The following is a 20312-nucleotide window of genomic DNA, read 5'->3' on the forward strand; positions in this document are numbered from 1 at the left end:
ACGAATAATTGAACACTCCGAATACATACATTCCAGAGTTATCTTTCTGCGTTCTTATTTGCGTCTTTGCGCCTTTGCGTGAGCTTTTAAATAGCATTTTTAGCAACACCAAAGTATTTATGCAAGAAGTCTACTATTTCTGTGTGAATCTGCGTCAAATCTCCATTTTTGTAACGGCGCAGAGGTACACAGAGATTTTTTCTGGATAATTCGCTATCTTAGCAATCTTCATGGAGAGTTGCGATCGCTATTTATTTGCGAACTCACCACAGAAAATCCCCGACGGGAAGGGTGAATTTTAGCTGCATCGACTTGAAAGCTAACTTTATCGTGCTTTTCGCCGCTTCTCGCTTCCAATGTCCATTTTCCTGGACGTAGATACCAAAATAGAGAATTAGTTTGACTATCTAATTTCTCTCCATTCAGCCACCATTCCACCGCAGATGTAGATTGATTTCCGGCTAATTTAAACTCTAATTTTTGTTGTCCTTCCCCACCAGGATAGAGTAAGAACAAAGCCCCATCGTGGGGAGATAAAATCCTTAAGTTGTTAGCAACTAAACTCGATGTTGGCTGTTGTGCCAACCATTCATTGTATTCTGACGATAAATTAAAATCCTGCTGAGTTGTGTAGGCAATTTTATCTTGGGGATAAAAATACTCTTGCACCACAGAATTACAGTCTGGTGTCGGTTTTAACCCAGTGACAGCACATATCGGTAGTTTTGTTAAGCCTGCGGGAGAGGGGAAAGCGTCCGGTTCTTGGCGTTCGTGCAGGTGTAACATGATGCGATTCCACAAGGGTGCTGCACCTGTAACGCCTGATACTTGACGCATCGGTTCCCCGTTGAAATTACCTACCCAAGTGGCGACGGTGTAGTCTGTAGTAAAACCGACTGTCCAAGTGTCGCGGAAGTTGGAGGAAGTACCAGTCTTGACAGCTGCGGGAAAGGGCAAGTTTAATACTGAGTTTACACCAAAAGACGTAGCACGGGCATAATGATCACTGAGCATATCGGTGATGAGTTGCCATGTGGTGGGATTTGGGGCATGGGGCATGGGGGATGGGGCATGGGGAATGGTGGTGATTAACGGGGTGATGTTTCCTTGTTGGGCGATGGTGTGGTAGGCTTGGGCGAGTTCCCAGAGGGAGACTTCACCACTACCAAGGGTTAAACCTAAACCGTAATATTCTGGGGTTTGTTGGAGGTGGGTAAAGCCGAGTTGATGTAGACGTTCTAAAAAAGTGGGTACACCGATTTTTTCTAAAACGCGCACGGCTGGAATATTCAAAGAATTGGCTAAGGCTATCCTGACTCGCACCGGGCCGAGAAATTTTTGGCTGTAATCTGTGGGACTATATAATTTTGCGCCGGGGATGGCGTAACTAGTTGGGACATCTGCCAAGATAGTGTTTGGGCGAACTGCACCTTTTCTAAAGCCAATTCATAGACAAAGGGTTTGAGGGTAGAACCAGGTTGGCGTAAAGCTTGTACACCATCATTGCGTCCGAGTTTAGCTTCGTTAAAATAATCAGGTGAACCGACGTAGGCTAAAACCTCTCCCGTGTGGTTGTCAATAACTAAAGCTGCTGCATCATGGACATTGTTAGCTTTGAGTGTGGAAATTACTTGTTGTGCTTGCGCTTCCACAAATTGCTGTAATGGTTTATCGATGGTGGTGCGGATAGGGGAAGTGATTTCCGTCTGAGGTAACTGAGTAGTTAACCAAAATAAAAAATGTGGTGCGGCGAGAATTCCTCTTTGTCGTGACTGAAAAACTACCTTTTCATTCAGAGTTTTTGCAGCTAGTTCTTGAGTAATATATCCATCCTGTACCATACGGTTCAGGACATATTTTTGTCGTTGCTGGAGTCGATGCCAATGCTGCAACGGGTCAAAATAAGTGGGATTATTAGGAATAGCAGCCAAAAGACTAGCCTGAGCAATATTTAAATCACTAGCGGGGATAGAAAAATAAGTCCTAGCGGCGGCTTCCACACCATAGATATTACCTCCCATTGGCAGACGATTAATATAAGCAGCGAGGATTTCATCTTTATTCATTCCTGCTGTTAACCGCCAAGCCAACCAAACCTCACGCAATTTCCCTGAGAGGTTGCGGGGGGATGGTTTTAACATCCGCGCCAACTGCATAGTAATTGTAGAAGCACCAGAAACAAATTTCTTGGTTTGGATAACTTCTTTTGTAGCACGAGCGATCGCTTTTACATCCAATGCACCATGATCATAGAAACTACCATCTTCCGCCGCTAAAATCGCCTGAATGAACTGGGGTGAAACTTGCTTGATGGGTACAACTGCGGTATGTTCTTGGTCACGGGTGAGGATTGTTCCTAATGGTAGCCCATTGCGATCGCTAAATTCCCACGCCAACTGATTTTGAGCAATATCCCCAGCCCGAATTGGTGCAAAATAAGGCAAAAATCGCACAAATAAACACACCAACAGCACAACCAAAATACTTTTAATAAACTTACTACGTTTTAGCCGTTGTATAGTCTTCCGCCACCAAACTTTTTCCCTATTCATCACACAATTAGCTTCACTCTCATATCAACTCAAATAAATACACATCCCCTTCCCAAATTAACGCTTCCTCACCCATCAATTCACAAAAATTCATCAAAACAAAATAATTAAAAATTGTGTTCATTTCAGGAAACAACCATCAGAAATTGGTTATCCATATAATGTACCAACTCTCAGTCTCTCCCTCTCTGCGCCTCTGTCTTGAAAAGTTCAGATCGGAGGAAACCTCCGCTCCGACTTTTCGCTGCGCCTCTGCGTGAGAAAAATCCTATTTTAAATCCCCTATAAACCCAGCATGATTATCAAAACCCTCATGCGATTCCTAATTATTCTGACACTCACAATAGGAATCACATCGTGTAACTTTATTGGCATATCATCAAAACCCCAACTTCCCACCGTCAAACCACTCACCCCACCCAACTTACCAGACTGGATTGAACAAATCAGCCCTATTGGTAACGCCCAACCACTCAATCAAATTCGCATCCGCTTCAAAGAACCATTAATTCCCATAGAACAACTAGACAGTCCCCAACAACAAAATTTATTACAAAAATTTGCACTTTGGCCGCCCTTACCAGGACAATTCCGCTTTTTAACACCGCGTATGGTAGGCTTCCAACCAGAACAAGCCTTACCCCAAGCCGCAAGATTACAAGTTACCCTCAAAGCCGGTTTAGCAGACTTAAAAAATCATCGCCTAGACAAAGATTTAGCCTGGACATTTAACACCAACCCCATAGAAATAACGAACTTACCAGGCGTAAATCCCGTAGAACAATCAGACATTCAAACAGTTGATTTACAACCAAAATTACAATTCACCGCCAACACCGAATTAAACTTAGCTTCCGTCCAAGAACATCTCCAATTAATTCCCGAAGGTAAAAGCAAGGGAATCAATTTCAAACTAGCTTTAGCTAAAGAAGAAAAACCAGAAACAGAGGAAGAACCCACAGAAAAATTTGACCCTTCTACACGCAATTGGGTTTACGATTTATTTCCTCAAAAGAATCTAGATAAAGCCACTAGTTACCGCCTAGTATTCTCTCCTGGTATATTACCAGCCGATGGTAACTTACCCACAGAAAAAGAATTTGTCAGTAAATTAGCCACCTATTCACCTTTAGCATTTAAACAAATTAACTATTACGGGCAACCAGATGCTAATGGTACATATGGTAGATTTCTTAAAGGCACACCACAATTAGAATTTAATAATATATTAGTTCCCGATTCAGTCAAGGAAAATATTAAAATTGACCCCGCACCGCGTGATATTTCTAGACTTTTGCAAATAGGTGAAGAAGATAGATTTGTTACTCTCAATCCCTATGCTTTAAATCCCGCAACTAATTACACCATTACTATCGAAAAAAACTTAAAAGATAAATTCGGGCAAACCTTTGGTAAACCCGTCACCCTCAAATATAATACCGGTGATTTAGCAGGAGATATTTGGACTCCCTCAGATTTACATATTTTCCCATCGGGACAGAAATTACAACTAAATATTAATACAGTTAATTTACCAGAGTCGCAATATAAAGCTGCTTATCGCGTAGTTCAACCGACAGATTTAGTTTACGCCGGCAATGCTTATCCCCAAGGTAATGAAAATGATTTATTACCCCAACTCAGTAAATGGCAGACTTTTAAAATTTCCTCTAAGAAAAATCAGCAAATTGATATTAATGTACCACTGAGAGAAAAACTCGGTGCAGCAACAGGAATGTTAGCTTACGGTGTACAAGCACGTACTAATAAATATCAAGAAAATGGTCAAGAACAGTGGCGAGAAGCTACGACTTACGGCTTAGTGCAGTTAACTAATTTAGGTGTATTTAGTCAATGGTTTCCTGATGCGGCTTTAATTCGTGTTAATCATCTGAGTGATGGTTCACCCGTTAAAGCTGCACCTATTGAAATTTACCAATTAAAATTAGGTGCAAAATATCGTGATCCCGTTCAACCTTGCGCGACAGGAAAAACAGATAATGATGGTAATTTAAGACTACAACTCCCCAATTTACAGTCATGTTATGTCAGCAATAAAGACTCGTCTGTAAAATCACCAGAATTATTAGTAATTGCCCGTGAAAATCAAGATTGGGCATTTGCTAAGACTGAAGAATATAGCGGTTCATATGGATATGGTATTGATGCAGGTTGGGACGATAATAAACCTGTGTCACGGGGTGTAATATTTTCAGATAGACAGTTATATCAGCCAGGAGAAAAAGCTGCTTTTACAGGCTTTGCTGATTTTTTAATTAATGGCAGTATCCAGCAAGATAAAAATGCTGTATATCAACTGATTTTCCTGAATCCTGATGGACAGAAAACAGATTTAGGGACAAAAACCACTAACGAATTTGGGACGTTTTCTCTAGAATTACCAATTAGTAAAACCCAAAAACTAGGTTACTACACCATTCAAGCCAAAGGGAAAGATGGGAGAGAGATTTCTGGTGAGTTTCGCGTGGCTGAATTTAAACCACCGAATTTTAAAGTTGAACTCAATTTAAATAAAGAATTTGCCTTAGTCGGTGAGGAAGTCGAAGCAAAAGCCGCGAGTAATTATTTATTTGGCGCGCCTGTGGAGGGAGGCGAAGCTAAATATTTTGTGACGCGTCGTCAGGAGAGTTTTACACCCAAGGGATGGGAAGAATTTAGCTTTGGTAGACAATGGTTTTGGCCGGAAGAAAGTCCATCTTTACCTAGTGATGTGTTGCAAACTAACACTAAATTAGATCCTCAAGGTAAAACTGTACAAACGGTGATGGTGGCAAAAGATTTACCTTATCCCATGACTTATAATATAGATGTGCAAGTTGCAGATGTTTCTAATTTATCTGTAGCTAGTTCCAAATCTTTTACTGCTTTACCTAGTAATCGTCTCATCGGGTTAAAAAGTGATTTCATCGCCAATGCTGGGAAAAGCTTTCCTGTAGAAGTAATTGTCACTGAACCTACAGGAAAACCCATGACTAATCAACGGGTGCGTGTAGAATTGCAACAGATGAAATATAGCAGTGTGACGCAGGTAGTAGAAGGTAGTGACACAGCTAAAAATCAAGTGGAATATCAGACAGTTGCACAGGCTGAAATTACCTCATCTGAAAGTTCTCAAACTGTCAATTTAACCCCAACTGTCTCAGGTTCATATCGCATTCGTGCCAATTTTAGCGATAGTAAAGATGAGGTGACGGCTACAGATAGTCAAATTTGGGTGACAGGAGATAATCAAGTTTATTGGGGTTCTGATGATGAAAACCGTCTAGAGGTGAAACTAGATAAAAAAGAATATCAACCAGGTGAAATTGCTACGGCTTTAATTCAATCTCCCTACCCAGATGCAGAGTTATATTTTGCTGTAATTAAAGATAAACCCCTGTATCAACAACTAACTAAAACTAAGGGAGGCGCGCCACAAATTCAATTTCAAGTCACGCCGGAAATGTTACCGAATGCAGCAGTGGAAGCTGTGTTAGTCAGACAAGGCGCACCTTTAAATCAAGTAGAACCAGGAAGTTTAGATAAATTAGTCAAAATTGGGTTTACACCTTTTAAAGTCAACTTGCAAGATAAGTATCTCAACGTGCAAGTGACACCATTGCAAGCATCCCTAGAACCTGGTGCAGAGTCAACAGTACAACTCGAACTCAAAGATCACCAAAATAACCCCACCCAAGGACAATTAACTGTCATGGTGGTGAATGAAGCGGTGTTGCAACTATCTGGTTATCGTCCGCCAAATTTGGTAGATACAGTCTATGCAGAACAGCTAATATCTACCCGTTTCAGTGATAATCGTCCTGATGTGGTGATACAACCCCAAGACATAGCACAACCCAAAGGCTGGGGTTATAGCGGCGGTTTATCCACAGGTATCGCCAATACCCGCACCCGCACCGATTTTCAGCCTCTAGCTTACTATAATGCCTCTGTTCTCACTGATGCTAACGGTAAGGCGCAAGTCACCTTTAAATTACCGGATGACTTAACAACATGGCGGGTGATGGTTGTCGCGACTGATGGAAATCTCCGCTTTGGGAATGGTGACGCGACTTTTATCACTACCAAACCACTATTAACTAATGCCATCTTGCCACAATTTGTCCGTCCAGGCGATCGCATCCTAGCTGGTTTATCCGTCACCAATAACACCGGCACTTCAGGAAACTTAACAATTAACGGTGAACTTCAGGGTAATGTCAAGTTTGCAGAGAAAAACCCCAACTCTACCAACTTACAAACTAAAACTGAGTCTGCAACGCAAGCTTACCGCTTCCCAATGGTGGCGGAAAACGTCGGTGTAGCGCAAGTCCGCTTTACCACCCAGTTAAATAATACAGCCGCCGATGCCTTTGCTGTGCCGTTAGAAGTCAAGCCGTTAGAAGTAACAGAACAGGTTGTGGAAACCGGCGTGACTGATAAACAAGTCAACATTCCTCTCAATGTTGATAAAAATGTCTATTCCAAAGCTGGTGGTTTAGATATTCAATTAGCCAGTACCTTAATACCAGAAATCAAAGCACCAGCCAAACAAGTATTAGCTGATAATGATTTACCCTTCGCTGAACCGTCGGCGAGTCAGTTAATGATTGCGGCTAATTTACAAACGTTATCTCAGAAATATAGTCAAACATTCGCAGAATTTAACCCCCAACAACAGGCGAATCAAGCTATTACACAATTAGCCAAACTGCAAATCGCCGACGGTGGTTTTGCAGCCTTCCCAGGACAAGAAAAATCAGACCCTTGGGTGTCTGCTTACGCTGCGGAATCTTTAAGCCAATCACAAAAAGTATTTCGCAATGCAGTAAATGCAGCGATGTTATCTCGCTTAAAGAATTACTTACAAAAAGTCTTAGCTAACCCAGGACAATATGACTTTTGTAAGGAACAATTATGTAAAAATCAACTGCAACTCCATGCTTTAATTGCTTTAGACGCACTTGGAGAAAAACGCAATAGTTTCTTGAGTGATATTTATCAACAGCGCAATAACTTTGATATAGTTACTCAAATCAAACTAGCGCGATATTTATCGCAATTCCCTGAATGGCAAGATGAATCACAAAAAATGTTCAACCAGTTGCAAGAAAATATCTCTGAAACTGGACGCACAGCCGTGATTAGCTTACCTAATCAATGGGGATGGATGAGTTCCAATACCACAGCACAAGCACAGGCTTTAAGACTATTTATCGCCAAACAAAGTAAACCAGAAGTTATCGATAAATTATTCCAAAGTCTGTTAGCACAACGTCGAAACGGTACATGGCAAACTGACTACAATAATGCTCAAGCTTTAACAGCATTAGTAGAATATAGTCAACTCCAAGCCACACCACCTAACTTTTTAGCCACAGTTAAATTAGCAGGTAAAAAACTCGGAGAAAACCGCTTTAATGGTTATCAAAATCCCAGCTTACAGCTAAATGTAGCAATGGATAAATTACCCCATGGTCGTCATGATTTAACACTGCAAAAATCTGGTAATGGAAAGTTACATTATTTAGTAAATTACAGTTACCTATTACCAGGAAATCAGCCAGGAAGATTTAATGGTTTACGGGTGACAAAAGCGATTAGCAAAGTGGGAGAAAGGCAGCCTTTGCAAAAAACAGGGATTTACGCTTTTGATAAACCATTAAATATAGAAAGTGGTCAGGTATTTGATATTGGTTTAGAAATTATTGCTGATCATCCTGTAGATCATGTAGTGATTAAAGATCCATTACCAGCAGGATTAGAAGCCGTAGATCAAAGTTTTCAAACTGCAACAGCTGCATTACAAGCACAGGCTGATAGTTGGCAACTTGGCTATAGGAATATCTACCGCGATCGCATTATCGCCTACGCTGACCACCTCGAACCAGGTGTCTATAGTCTGCACTACTTAGTTCGTTCGGTAACTCCTGGTACGTTTATTTGGCCTGGTGCGGAAGCGCATTTACAATATGCGCCGGAGGAATTTGGACGTTCAGCTAGTTCTACTTTGGAAATTAAGTAACTCCAGTTCGTAGTAAGGACTTTAGTCCTTGGACTTTGTGCATTAATCTTTTTTTGTTTCGCGCAAAGGCGCAAAGGCGCAAAGAAAGACGCTAAAGTTATAAGGGAACTAAAGTTCTTACTACAAACCTTTAATCATTAAGATTCCAGATTTTAATGATTGTGTCTCTACTGCTAGAAGCCAGAGTTTTACCATCTGGACTCCAAGCTACACTCAAGACGACATCCTGATGTCCGTTCAAGGTTTTCAGCAATTTACCTGTGTTTACATCCCAGAGTTTGATAGTCTTGTCTGCACTGCTGGAAGCAAGAGTTTTACTATCTGCATTCCAAGCTAAACTACCAACTGCGTCACTATGTCCATTGAGTGTTTTGATTAATTTACCTGTGGTTGTATTCCAGAGTTTGATAGTTCGGTCTGTACACCCAGAAGCGAGAGTTTTACCGTCTGGACTCCATGCTAAACCATAAACAGTTCCTTGATGTTCATTTAGGGTGGTGATTAATTTACCTGTAGTTCCATCCCAAAGTTTGATAGTGCTGTCTCCACTCCCAGAAGCCAGAGTTTTGCTGTCTGGACTCCAAGCGACACTATAAACTTCTGATGTATGTCCCGTGAGGTTTTTGATTAATTTACCCGTGTTTGCATCCCAGAGTGTGATGGTTTTGTTCCAACTCCCAGCCGCAATTTTTTTCCCGTCTGGACTCCATGTTACACTCCAAAAACCGTCACTACCTTTGAGGGTTTTGAGTGCTTTTCCCGTGTTGACATTCCAGATAATTACTTGGTTTCCATTCACAGCAGCGAGAGTTTTACCATCACTCTTCCACACTAAACTATTTACCTGATAGGGATGATTCAGGGTTTTGATTAAGTTACAAGTCGTGATATCCCAGAGTTTGACAGTTTTGTCGTAACTAGCAGAAGCCAGGGTTTTACCATCTGCACTCACCGCTACCGTTACAACTGCTTCACTGTGTCCTGTCAAGGTTCTCGGTTCTGGTGGTCTTGCGTCTGCTATCGTCATAATTTGATGCTTTGTTGTTAATCTTTCACCTGGGAAGACAAAATCACCAGGCGGTTTTGGTTGCGCTAGTCCTTGCGCTTGATAATTTGTAGTCATAGTTAATACAGCTAACCCGACTATCGCAACCATAGTTTTACGGTGGTTGGCAGTATGAAAGTATTTTTGGAAATTCACAGCTATTCTGTCTCAATAAAATCTTTCCTACGTACTTCTACAGTTCCACAGAAATATGTAAAAGCCGAAACTAAATGTGCCATTTTTTGAAGCGTCTTGAAAATTACTGTATCAGTACAGGCTGTACCTCAAGTTCTATAGTTATAAAGTGAAGATTTTGGGATGTCACAGTGGCGCGAAAACGATTCATTATTGAGATGGGAATGGGTGTAGACCAACACGGACAAGAACCGACAGTCGCCGCAGCAAGAGCTGTTCGCAACGCGATCGCGCATAATGCTTTACCAGGAGTATGGGAAGTTGCGGGTTTAAGTGACCCGAATGAGATGATTGTGGAAGTGCAAGTTGCAGTCCCCTATCCTGAACAAGTTAGAGAAGCCGAAGTCTTGGCTGTCTTACCCTTCGGACGCAAAAGCCTGACGGTAGAATCAGGCGGTATGGTAGTGCAAGGACGCGCTATTGAGTCTCTTAACGATAAAAATGACGAAATGTTAGTGGCGATCGCAGCTGTCACCGTTTTCGTAGAAACTGATTAAAAGTTATCAGTGCTGTTAGCTAAATCACCATTCAACAGAATCATGTCCAATGAAGTTATAGAAAAAGTTGTGGCTGCTTACTTTAGTAACATAGCAGCCATGAACCCAGAAGGTTGGGTCGATAATTTTGCTGAAGATGCGGTAAGTTATGATCCCGTTGGCGAACCACCAACAAAAGTTCATGAAGGATTCCGCGAATTTATCGGACAGTTACAAGCTGTATTTGCTCAACTAGAACCGACAATTGAACATATATTCATCGCTAGCAACGAAGCCGCAGTCAAATGGACAATGACCGGAGTTAGCAAAAGTGGTAAATCAGTCAAATTTGCAGGAATTACTATTTTTGAAGTAAATCCTGAAGGAAAAATCCAAACCACCCGCGCTTACTGGAATCCTGCTCAGATGATCGCACAACTACGCTCTTAATAACCTATACAGGCGCGATATAAGTAGAACGACTTGAAAAAACCAAACTATGTAAAGTAATGTCAAAAATTGCATTTAGTTCGTAGTAAGGACTTTAGTCCTTATGAGAGGACTAAAGTCCTTACTACCAACCTTTAATTATTTACACCGTTCTACTTACTGCGTCTGTATTTTTCACTCTAACTCACTATTCTCTAAATCCTGTTCTTCTTCATAAAACCAAGCTTCCGCTAACAAAGAGAAGCCAAAAAGCCAGACTAATAAAATAACTGTTACCCAAAACATCACCATCATATTTATCACCTCAACCCTCGATTCTCAGCAATTAAATTCGGCACTGAGCAATAATTTAGGATAGCTACGGCGAAATCATAAATTTAATGAAAGTATGACATTAACTACACAAGTATACTTTCCTATTTAATAAAAATATACTTCCAAAATTCGATTTATACTTATGTTACTGATGATTTAGTAATTTTGCATATTATCAACTGCGCTAAAATAGGAATATTGAGGACAAAATCTCTGGTAGTAAATTCACCCACCATCAACCTTTAACTATTCCAGCGAATATGTCTCACGAACATGAAGAATTACTTCATCTTCAACAATCAGCAACTCTCAGACCCACCCACTTTGCTGATTTAATTAGAACAGCACAATTAGTTTTTGATCCAGCTTCTGGCGTATCAGGAAGATATATAGCAGTTGATTGGCAAGATTTTGGAATTCCCGATGATGTCGCCGAGAATTTAAAACTATTGGGTCAAAAATATCGCTACGCTTCTCCTAGTATTCCTGCTGAAATTATCTGGGAACAATTGACCCAATCAACTAGAATTTGGTTTCTCCACAATAAAGATGAATTATGGAAGTTTGAGGAATTTTTTCCCGCCTTAGATGAAGACTAAATACTTTGTCGAGAGGTTCACATTTTTACACCTCTTATCCATGTGTAGATGACATTATCTCTGAATTTTAATGTCATCTACACATGGCTAATTAAGTAGCCATTATGAACTGCATACACAAGAAAACATGAAAAAGTCTTTCCCTTACACCCCTATACCCTTACACCCCTACACCCCTTTTTCAAGTCAGTGAAATACTATCAATCCTGCATTTTGCCGTGGCTATCTATAGTAAATATAATATTAAGTTATTTAATAATTTATAAACTATTCTGAATTAATGTTATCTTGTAATTCTAGATATAACTATCAGGTATTAGTTAATACGCATTTACACTGACAAATAAATACAACTTGCCAGTAACACCGATAAATTGCAGTGCATATTTCAATGAATTTAATCAATGAATCAAAGTGTAAGTCTTGTTTCTATTGTCCAGAAACCCATTAATAAACAGATTGCAGTAGCAAAACAATTAATCATCCTCACGCTGGAAATGCTCCTGTCATTTCCCCTAGCTTTAGTCTTAACAAAGTTACATTTCGGTGGTATCTCTTGGATATTTGGGGGTATTTTTGCGGGAACAGCTATCTTGCAAACTTGTCGGATCTTTTACCAGTATTCTCCTCGTCCTAACCGCATGGCTAGAAGAGTAGGAATGGCCTTAGTAGGACTAACAGTTGGTGCGGCTAACGCCAATACTGACTTAACCGAGATAGTTACAGGAATTCCCATATTTATTTTTTTGACTTTATTTTTACTACTATGCGGTGGTTGTATTGGCTATATTTACTCCCGCTTGAGTCAGACTAATCTTCTGACAGCAATGCTAGCCACAGTCCCAGGGGGTGTAGGTGTGATGTCAGCGATCGCCGCCGACTATAATAAAAATGTCACATTAGTAGCATTAGTACAAGCGATTCGCGTCACCTCAGTAGTATTACTAATTCCTTGCATTGCTAGAACCGCAGTCGGGAACTACTGGAATTTACCAAACCTATCAATTAATAATTCCTGGTGGAATTTTGACCCATCACAAATAGGATTATTGGCAATAGCATTACCCATCACCGCACTCATAGTTTATCTTGTGACTAAATGCAAACTCCCGGCGGGAGATTTTTTTGGTGCATTAATATTGGGACTGACATTTAATACAGTGCTAGATTTATTGCCATTGGTGAGTGATATTCAATTTGACCCACCAAGACTAGTCAACATTATCGGTCAACTGCTTTTAGGAATTACCATCGGTGAATATTGGGGAGAAAAACCCACCCTGGGGAAAAAAACTCTAGGTTACGCCTTAATGTCTGTCGTCATGACCTTAATTGCTGGTGCGATCGCCACTATAATAGCAATGCAAATAACCTCATGGGACTGGTTGACTTGTCTATTAGTCACCGCACCAGGAGGAGCAGCAGAAATGATCCTAGTTTCCCTAGCATTAGACCATAATGTAGAAATTGTCACCACCGGTCATCTTGTGCGACTCATCGCCATTAACAGTTCCTTACCCCTGTGGTTATTTTTATTTCGCCGATTTGAGGAGTGTAAGGGTGTAAGGGTTTAGGGGAGACAAGGGAGAAGTAATGAGTGCTGAGTAATGAGTAATGACTATTGACTATTGACTATTGACTATTGACTATTGACTAATAACTAAGGAACTATCTATGGTTGCTCAAACTCAAGAATTAGATGCTCAATATTGGGTGAAAACTCGTTCTTCTCTTGATGCTAGCCAATCAACTTTTCTCACTTGGAGAGGGAAAATTTATGCTTTTACACCTGGGGAAAAAAGAAAACTATTGTTTAAAATTTTAGGCTTGAGTGTCAGTCGCTGCATTCCCACAGAACCAGGTGTGTGGGATTTTACTTCTAGAGAACTTACTTATTATCTCCATCCAGAAACAGACGAAATCCTTCGCCAATGGGAAAATCCCTGGACAGGTGAAACAGTTACAGTCATTCATGTGGCAAATAATCCTGTGCAGGGTTGTTTTAAAGGTAAATTTCCCGCACAAGTAGAGGGAGAAAGCACAACTTTTGTCTTTGATATTTTCCCTACATATCCCAACCCTTTAGCCGCAGATCCCGAATTATCCAAATACAGTCCTTACACCACTTATCAAGCAGCCGAACTATTTAAACTCACAGTCCCAACCGCAGATTTATTTAACCCAGAATTAAAATCAGTTTCGCAATTGAGGCTTAGTTGGGATAGGATCGGCCAATGGTTGCCTTGGATGAATATGAGCGATCGCCCTGGTCATCTCATCTACAGTGCATTTGGTAGTAAAGTTAGTGGTTTAACAGAATTACCCCAACTTCTCCAAGATGAAATTAATCATCGCGTACCTTTATATAAACAAGCTCCCAAAGCTTATACAGAAGGGGAAGATATGACATCTTGGTTATACTTCCAACAAAATTTTCCCGCCTATCTAGCAGGTGAAACCTTCCCTCTACCAGTCGGTGAGGAATCGTAAAAAAAGGGTATGGGGGTGTAGGGGTTTAAGGGTGTTGGGGAAGTGCAGATAATTATTTTTCTTTTTAGCTCCAATTTGGAAATTTTTGGCAGTTGGGAGTTGCGATCGCCCCTCACATTTCGCTATGATATGTAGTCTTTGGGATTATAGTATAGGTTGGGATACAGCTACGCTCACGTAGATTATCCAGCTGCAACCCAAGTTAATGAGATTTTACAGGAAAAACAGAGAACAATGGCGAAACGCATACAATTAGTTTTAACTAAGGATGTCAGCAAGCTAGGAAAATCTGGCGATTTAGTGGAAGTAGCTCCTGGCTATGCTCGTAATTATTTGATTCCTCAAAATTTGGCAGCCAACGTCACCCCTGGTCTTCTTAAGCAAGTAGAACGCCGTCGGGAAATCGAAAGACAACGCCAATTAGAACTCAAGCAACAAGCACAAGAGCAAAAAGCCGCATTAGAAAAAGTTGGTAGCTTGAAAATCGCCAAGCAAGTTGGTGAAAACGAAGCAATTTTCGGTACTGTTACCACCCAAGACGTTACTGATGCTATCCAAGCAGCAACAGGTCAAGAAATAGACCGTCGTGGTATTACCATTCCTGATATTGGCAAGTTAGGCACTTACAAAGCAGATATCAAACTACATTCTGAAGTGACAGCACAAATCGATATTCAAGTTGTGGCTAGTTAAACTAGGTATTGGTGACTGGGTACTGGGGACTAGGAAACAAAAGTCAAAGAGACAGGAAACAACTGCACAAAAGAAAGAGGGAAATCTTTCTCCCCCTTGCCCCCTGCACCCGTTCGGCTGACGCTCACGGCGGAAGCCTGCTCCCCTGCCTCTTATATCCCCAGTACCCAATCCCCCAGAATTATGCCTGAAGAACTAAGTTTTGAATCGCGTGGTAGCAACAGTCTGCCACCCCAAAACATCGAAGTGGAAGAAGCGATTTTGGGGGGTATTTTACTAGATCCAGAAGCCATTAGTCGAGTTAGCGATCGCCTACTTCCCGAAGCCTTTTATATTAAGGCTCATAAAGATATCTATCAAGCCGCTATCAGGCTACACGCCCAAGGTAAACCCACAGACTTACTCTCAGTTACCAGTTGGCTAGCTGACAACGATTTGCTGACCCGCATAGGTGGGAGAAATAAATTAGCCACCTTGGTAGATCGTACAGTTTCCGCCGTCAATATTGATGCCTTAGCAGGGTTGGTCATGGAAAAATACCTGCGACGGCAATTAATTAAAGCTGGTAATGAAATTGTCCAGCTTGGTTACGAAACTGAAACTGAGTTACCCATTGTTTTAGACCAAGCAGAACAAAAAGTTTTCGGTGTTACTCAAGAACGCCCCCAGTCGGGATTAATTCACATTGCCGAAACCCTCATTAATAATTTTCAAGAAATCGAGGAGCGAAATCAAGGCATTGCCCTACCAGGAATTCCCTGTGGCTTTTATGATTTAGATGCCATGACAAGCGGTTTCCAGCGTTCTGACTTGATTATCGTCGCTGGTAGACCATCAATGGGGAAAACCGCATTCTGCCTGAACCTAGCTAACAATATCGCTGCTTCTATGCGATTACCTGTGGCTGTGTTTAGCTTAGAAATGTCCAAGGAACAATTAGTCCAACGTCTATTAGCTAGCGAAGCACAAATTGAAAGCGGTTATTTGCGGAGTGGACGCTTAAGTCAAACCCAATGGGAACCGTTAAGCCGCGCCATCAGTATGCTATCGGAAATGCCCATATTTATCGACGATACACCGAATATTACTGTTACCCAAATGCGGAGTCAAGCCAGACGACTACAAGCAGAACAGGGGGTAGAACTAGGTTTAGTCGTGATAGATTACCTGCAATTGATGGAAGGTGGCGGTGATAACCGTGTGCAGGAGTTATCAAAAATTACCCGTTCTCTCAAAGGTTTAGCGCGGGAATTATCTGTACCTGTAATTGCCTTATCTCAGCTAAGTCGAGGTGTAGAAGCGCGGACAAATAAGCGTCCTATGTTGTCAGATTTAAGAGAATCTGGTTCTATTGAACAAGACGCAGATTTAGTCATCATGCTATATCGAGATGACTACTATAACTCAGATAGCCCCGATCGCGGTATTGCAGAAGTCATAGTTGCCAAACACCGCAACGGCCCCACTGGAACTGTAAAACTATTATTTGACCCGCAATTCACCAAATTTAAAAACTTGGCTAGATCGGGTGGTTATTAAACCTATAGTTACAAACTAACCTACAGCGTATTCTGTAAACTGCCGCATAAATGGGGACTGAAATCCTAAAACAATATCTTCTTTTGGCACTCCAGCATTCACTAAATCAGCAGCAATATCATCTTCTGTACCATTCCATTGTAACCAAATTTTATCACCTTTAATATCAATGTGGATGATACAACTGTGTACCCAATCCGAACCTTCCCAACCTAAATAAACAATTTGGTAATGATCACGATCTGTATCGAAAATTGTCTCTACTTCAATATTACCGTAAGCAGGCTTTTGATTACCATAATCTAAAAGCATCTTTTGTATAATCTGACGATATTTAATTATCTTTTCCATTCGGCAATCACCTCATTTTCAACGTCATAAACAATAATTTTGACTCGATTTTCCTCTACCATTTCCTGGGGAAACTCAAGTTGAAAAAATGTTCTGTAAGTCGTCAAAGGTACTGCCAAATATAAAACTCGTTCTGGGTCTCGCCGTCTTAATGCCTCAGAGGGTGACAAGCTACCTATAAAGGTTGGTGCATAAGGGAGAGGGCATAAAAGCCACGCTGAAAATAGAGTCGTTTATGGGGTTTGAGGGCAATCAGACTCAAGACCCAATCAGCCCATAATTCCATCCCATAACGCCATCGTTGTCCGTAGAGTCCAAAGCTAAAGTGACTCTGGCGTGGGGTCTGGTCTTTGTGTGATTGGATACGTCCAGCATAGATATCTATGCCTAATTTTTTCATTTGTTGCCCCTGCATTGTCGCCAAACTATAAGCTAAGGCAATCAACAAGACTAAGGCTAAAAAACGGGTGTCATTAACCTTGGTATCTTCCAAGTTATAGCCACTTGTTTTATAATCCTTGAACATTTGTTCAATACCCCAACGACAACGATAGACTGCCAATGCTTGTTGTAATGTTGGGAGGTTAGTTAAGATATACCAAGGTTCTTTTGCTCCCTGATTATTATATTTTCGTTTCCAATAGATAGCCAGATTAAATAGTCCAATTCCATCCCCTTTATTGCACCTCACTCCCTGATAGAATTTAGACATTCCCGGTTGGAATCCCAGATTTTTTAGAACTTGATACTCCTGATTCAATGCTGTTTGGAAATGCAGGTCTTTTTTCTGCCTCAGAGCGAAGAATACACCCCTTTCATCCAGCCATTGAGCCAGTTTAGGACTGTGAAATTCTCGGTCTCCTAATACTAAAACCGGATAGTTTTTCAATAAAGTCAGCACTGTTTTTAGGAGACGTTTTTGAGTGTGAAAATTACTGTTTCCTACCTGTTTTAAAACCTCCCAATACAAAGGAAGAGCATGAGTTCCCCAGACTAAGCTCACCATAAATACATTTCTTCCCTGCCATTGGGTTCTGTCAATTGCGATGAGCCAATATCCATATTTATGGTGTTTGAGTTTCTGGAGACGACGACGCTGGTCTCGATTTAAGTTTCGTCCCCTTTGTACTTGTCTTATCCAATATTTTATCAAGGGAAACCATAAAAGTTTGACATGGAGTTGCGGCAAGTTCAAAAAGCGTTGTATGTTGCGTTTGCGACTGCCATATTGAATCGGTTGGGGAAAAACACTCGCTAAAACGGAGAGTTTGACCTGACGATGAACTTGTAGCAATAACAACAAAAGCTGTAAAGTTAGATACTGGGTTTCATTCAGATGGGTACGCAGGGTTTTTTGGTAAGATTCAGGAAACATATTTTTTCCAGGGAGCCGCAAAAATGCTCCCTATTTTTTGTCTCCACTATCTTCTCAAAGTTTTGTCCCATCTAGCTTAGAGTTGCCTTGTCACCCTCTCAGTCTTAATGCAGCTCTATAATTAATAAATTGACCCAAAGCAGTGTGAAATTCTGAGATAGCAGATGACCTCTCTAGAAAACTTTTGACTTCTACAGCAATTTTTTCATCCTTCCTTTCTGCTGCAATCAGCTTTTCTGCTGCCAAATCAATGGACATTTTTACACCCCCCACATTAAACAAAAGCGGGTCATGGGTGATTTGCCAACCGTCCTTATGTAAAGCTATTTTCACAACCTCATGAAAGATATCTTTAGCAGACATAGATACCTAATATAATACTGCCCATATCTTAAAGATATCTTGTAGTTGCATTTTTAACCCTAACGAATATTGACTTCTTGTAGTTCATGTTCTGGCTGCACATTCTGCACCCTAATCACTGGCTGATGATTACGAGCTACAGAAGCGGCGTTGTAAGCTAAATTTTGACTTTGAGGATTTAGCTTTTGATTGTACTCATTCAGCTTTAGTTGAGCTTGAGCATATACAGGGGTATCTTTAGGAATCTTATGGAGAAACTTCACTGCACGGTCAAAGTTACCAGCTAATGCTTGTTTACGCGCTTGATGTAAAAAATAGGCGGCTCTAATTTGACGTTTTTGATTGTATTCGACCAATTTCTTTTGTACTAAAGAACCTGCCGAACTTTCTTTGGGAATTTGACGCAGATATTCTAATGCTGACGAAAAATCCCTAACTTCAGCTTTGGCATATGCTTGAGATAATAAATTTTTTGTTTGAGCTTCGATATTTCCTTGAGCCTGCTTTGTTAATTCATGAACTTTAGTTTGCCAGTATAAAATATCAGGCACTTGATTAGCAGCTGAGAAGACATCTGACCAGTTCCCTTCAGCTAACGCTTGTTCAGCTAAAGAATATATTTGCGCTGCTACTTGCCATTGCTGTTGCCAACTTTCGATAGTGGCTTGGGCATCTGGATACACATTACTATAAGACGGAATCGATCTAGCTAGAGCGATCGCCTGCTTTAAATCTCCACCTTGATATTCTTTAGTTGCTTTGTATAAAATATCTGTCTCAGATGGAATTGGTGAAGTATTGACTAAAGAATAAGCTCCCACACCCATCAAAATAGAATTGACCGCCAATCCTACTTTAATTCCTGTCAGTAACGGTGATGCCGATTCTGAAGTTGGTTCTGCTACGTAATTTTGAATTTCCTCGGTTGTGGTAACTTTTGTGATTGCAGTTTCCCACACCATCTGTCTGAGGACACGCAACACATCCGCCGCCGACTGAAAACGTTGCTGATAATTATAGCGAATCATCTGACTTAAGATAGCCGCTAGATAATCACCAACCGGTGTATCCGCAGAACGCCAAATAATTTCATTCGTTAGAGGATCTATTTTTAATTGCAGTGGTTCTAATCCAGTCAAAGCCTGAATCGCAATCATCCCCAAAGCATAAATATCACTATTGGGCTGAGTTTGTCCCACAAATTGCTCTGCTGGAATATAACCCAAAGAAGTCGTTGGAGCTTGATAAATTGATAAATCGGCATCCATTCCCAAGTTGATTGATTGGATAGAACCAAAATCAATCAGGACTAACTTCCCATTAGCAGCACGCCTAATGATATTTTCTGGTTTAATATCGCAGTGAATGACACCTTGGGAGTGAACAAACTCTAAAATTTCCAAAGCATCCTCTAAAAATGTCACAACCTCTTCCTCAGTCCACAAACAACCCCATTGTTGACTGATGGGGAGTTCCGCCGATAAGGAGTGACCTGCGATATATTCTTGTACTAGATAGAAACGCTCATTTTCTTCAAAACAAGCGATAAATTCGGGAATTTGATCGTGATTTCCTAGTTGCTTGAGAGTAGAGGTTTCCGTGAGAAAACGTAATCTAATAGTGTCTAAGTAGCTAGGGTGTAGATGGTTAACTTTGAGTTGTTTAACTACACATTTAGGTGTATGTGGGTACTGAATATCCACCGCTAGGTATGTTTGTCCGAATACGCCTGCACCCAGGCTTTGGATAATTTGGTAGCGTGCTTGCAGTACTTTACCGATCATGTGGTGGTTCATGAGCTGGTTACTGAGTTAGTCCTTATATAAGTTTTCCTCCCTTCCCTA

Annotated in this window: 13 protein-coding genes and 2 pseudogenes; 8 read left to right on the forward strand and 7 right to left on the reverse strand. The window is 40.9% G+C overall.

The window, feature by feature from the left end:
- Positions 1–228 precede the first annotated feature (228 nt).
- Positions 229–2552: pseudogene (pbpC, locus tag CV014_RS10335) on the reverse strand (penicillin-binding protein 1C).
- A 313-nt stretch (positions 2553–2865) separates the two neighbouring features.
- On the opposite strand from pbpC, the gene CV014_RS10340 reads away from it, so the two are divergent.
- Positions 2866–8577 (forward strand): MG2 domain-containing protein, encoded by a 5712-nt coding sequence (locus tag CV014_RS10340; RefSeq protein WP_442946901.1) that lies wholly within the window; start codon positions 2866–2868, stop codon positions 8575–8577.
- A gap of 130 nt (positions 8578–8707) precedes the next feature.
- Here CV014_RS10340 and CV014_RS10345 read toward each other — a convergent pair whose 3' ends face one another.
- The gene (locus tag CV014_RS10345) at positions 8708–9700 is read right to left on the reverse strand and encodes a WD40 repeat domain-containing protein (RefSeq protein WP_236141945.1); all 993 of its coding nucleotides are present in this window, start codon (positions 9698–9700) and stop codon (positions 8708–8710) included.
- A 248-nt stretch (positions 9701–9948) separates the two neighbouring features.
- Here CV014_RS10345 and CV014_RS10350 point away from each other — a divergent pair, with 248 nt between their 5' ends.
- From CV014_RS10350 to dnaB, 7 genes are all read left to right on the forward strand, one after another.
- Positions 9949–10314, forward strand: coding sequence for a Lin0512 family protein (locus tag CV014_RS10350; protein ID WP_103137799.1), 366 nt, complete (start codon positions 9949–9951; stop codon positions 10312–10314).
- A gap of 42 nt (positions 10315–10356) precedes the next feature.
- The gene (locus tag CV014_RS10355; protein WP_236141946.1) at positions 10357–10743 is read left to right on the forward strand and encodes a nuclear transport factor 2 family protein; all 387 of its coding nucleotides are present in this window, start codon (positions 10357–10359) and stop codon (positions 10741–10743) included.
- Between the two features lie 575 nt (positions 10744–11318).
- Positions 11319–11657 (forward strand): hypothetical protein, encoded by a 339-nt coding sequence (locus CV014_RS10360; RefSeq protein ID WP_236141947.1) that lies wholly within the window; start codon positions 11319–11321, stop codon positions 11655–11657.
- 404 nt (positions 11658–12061) lie between these two features.
- Positions 12062–13231 (forward strand): AbrB family transcriptional regulator, encoded by a 1170-nt coding sequence (locus CV014_RS10365; protein ID WP_236141948.1) that lies wholly within the window; start codon positions 12062–12064, stop codon positions 13229–13231.
- A 100-nt stretch (positions 13232–13331) separates the two neighbouring features.
- Positions 13332–14147 carry a DUF1838 domain-containing protein gene (locus tag CV014_RS10370; protein WP_236141949.1) on the forward strand — a complete coding sequence of 272 codons (816 nt, stop codon included), beginning with the start codon at positions 13332–13334 and terminating at the stop codon, positions 14145–14147.
- A gap of 234 nt (positions 14148–14381) precedes the next feature.
- Complete coding sequence (gene rplI, locus CV014_RS10375) at positions 14382–14840, forward strand: 50S ribosomal protein L9 (RefSeq protein ID WP_236141950.1); 459 nt, start codon at positions 14382–14384, stop codon at positions 14838–14840.
- 183 nt (positions 14841–15023) lie between these two features.
- Complete coding sequence (gene dnaB / locus CV014_RS10380; protein ID WP_236141951.1) at positions 15024–16379, forward strand: replicative DNA helicase; 1356 nt, start codon at positions 15024–15026, stop codon at positions 16377–16379.
- 15 nt (positions 16380–16394) lie between these two features.
- Here the strand turns inward: dnaB and CV014_RS10385 are convergent, their stop codons facing one another.
- The 5 genes and pseudogenes from CV014_RS10385 to CV014_RS10405 all read right to left on the reverse strand — a co-directional run bounded on the left by CV014_RS10385 (position 16395) and on the right by CV014_RS10405 (position 20252).
- Positions 16395–16730, reverse strand: coding sequence for a XisI protein (locus CV014_RS10385; RefSeq protein WP_236141952.1), 336 nt, complete (start codon positions 16728–16730; stop codon positions 16395–16397).
- Positions 16718–16900 (reverse strand): element excision factor XisH family protein, encoded by a 183-nt coding sequence (locus CV014_RS10390; protein ID WP_236141953.1) that lies wholly within the window; start codon positions 16898–16900, stop codon positions 16718–16720. The genes CV014_RS10385 and CV014_RS10390 overlap by 13 nt, the downstream gene beginning before the upstream one ends.
- A gap of 5 nt (positions 16901–16905) precedes the next feature.
- Complete coding sequence (locus tag CV014_RS10395; protein WP_236141326.1) at positions 16906–18105, reverse strand: IS4 family transposase; 1200 nt, start codon at positions 18103–18105, stop codon at positions 16906–16908.
- Between the two features lie 96 nt (positions 18106–18201).
- A pseudogene (locus CV014_RS10400) lies at positions 18202–18468 on the reverse strand (element excision factor XisH family protein); the annotation flags it as partial.
- A 59-nt stretch (positions 18469–18527) separates the two neighbouring features.
- Positions 18528–20252, reverse strand: a complete 1725-nt coding sequence (locus CV014_RS10405) for a serine/threonine-protein kinase (protein WP_236141954.1) — start codon at positions 20250–20252, stop codon at positions 18528–18530.
- Positions 20253–20312 lie beyond the last annotated feature (60 nt).

This window comes from Nostoc sp. CMAA1605 (assembly GCF_021596505.1).
Classification (GTDB): domain Bacteria; phylum Cyanobacteriota; class Cyanobacteriia; order Cyanobacteriales; family Nostocaceae; genus Trichormus.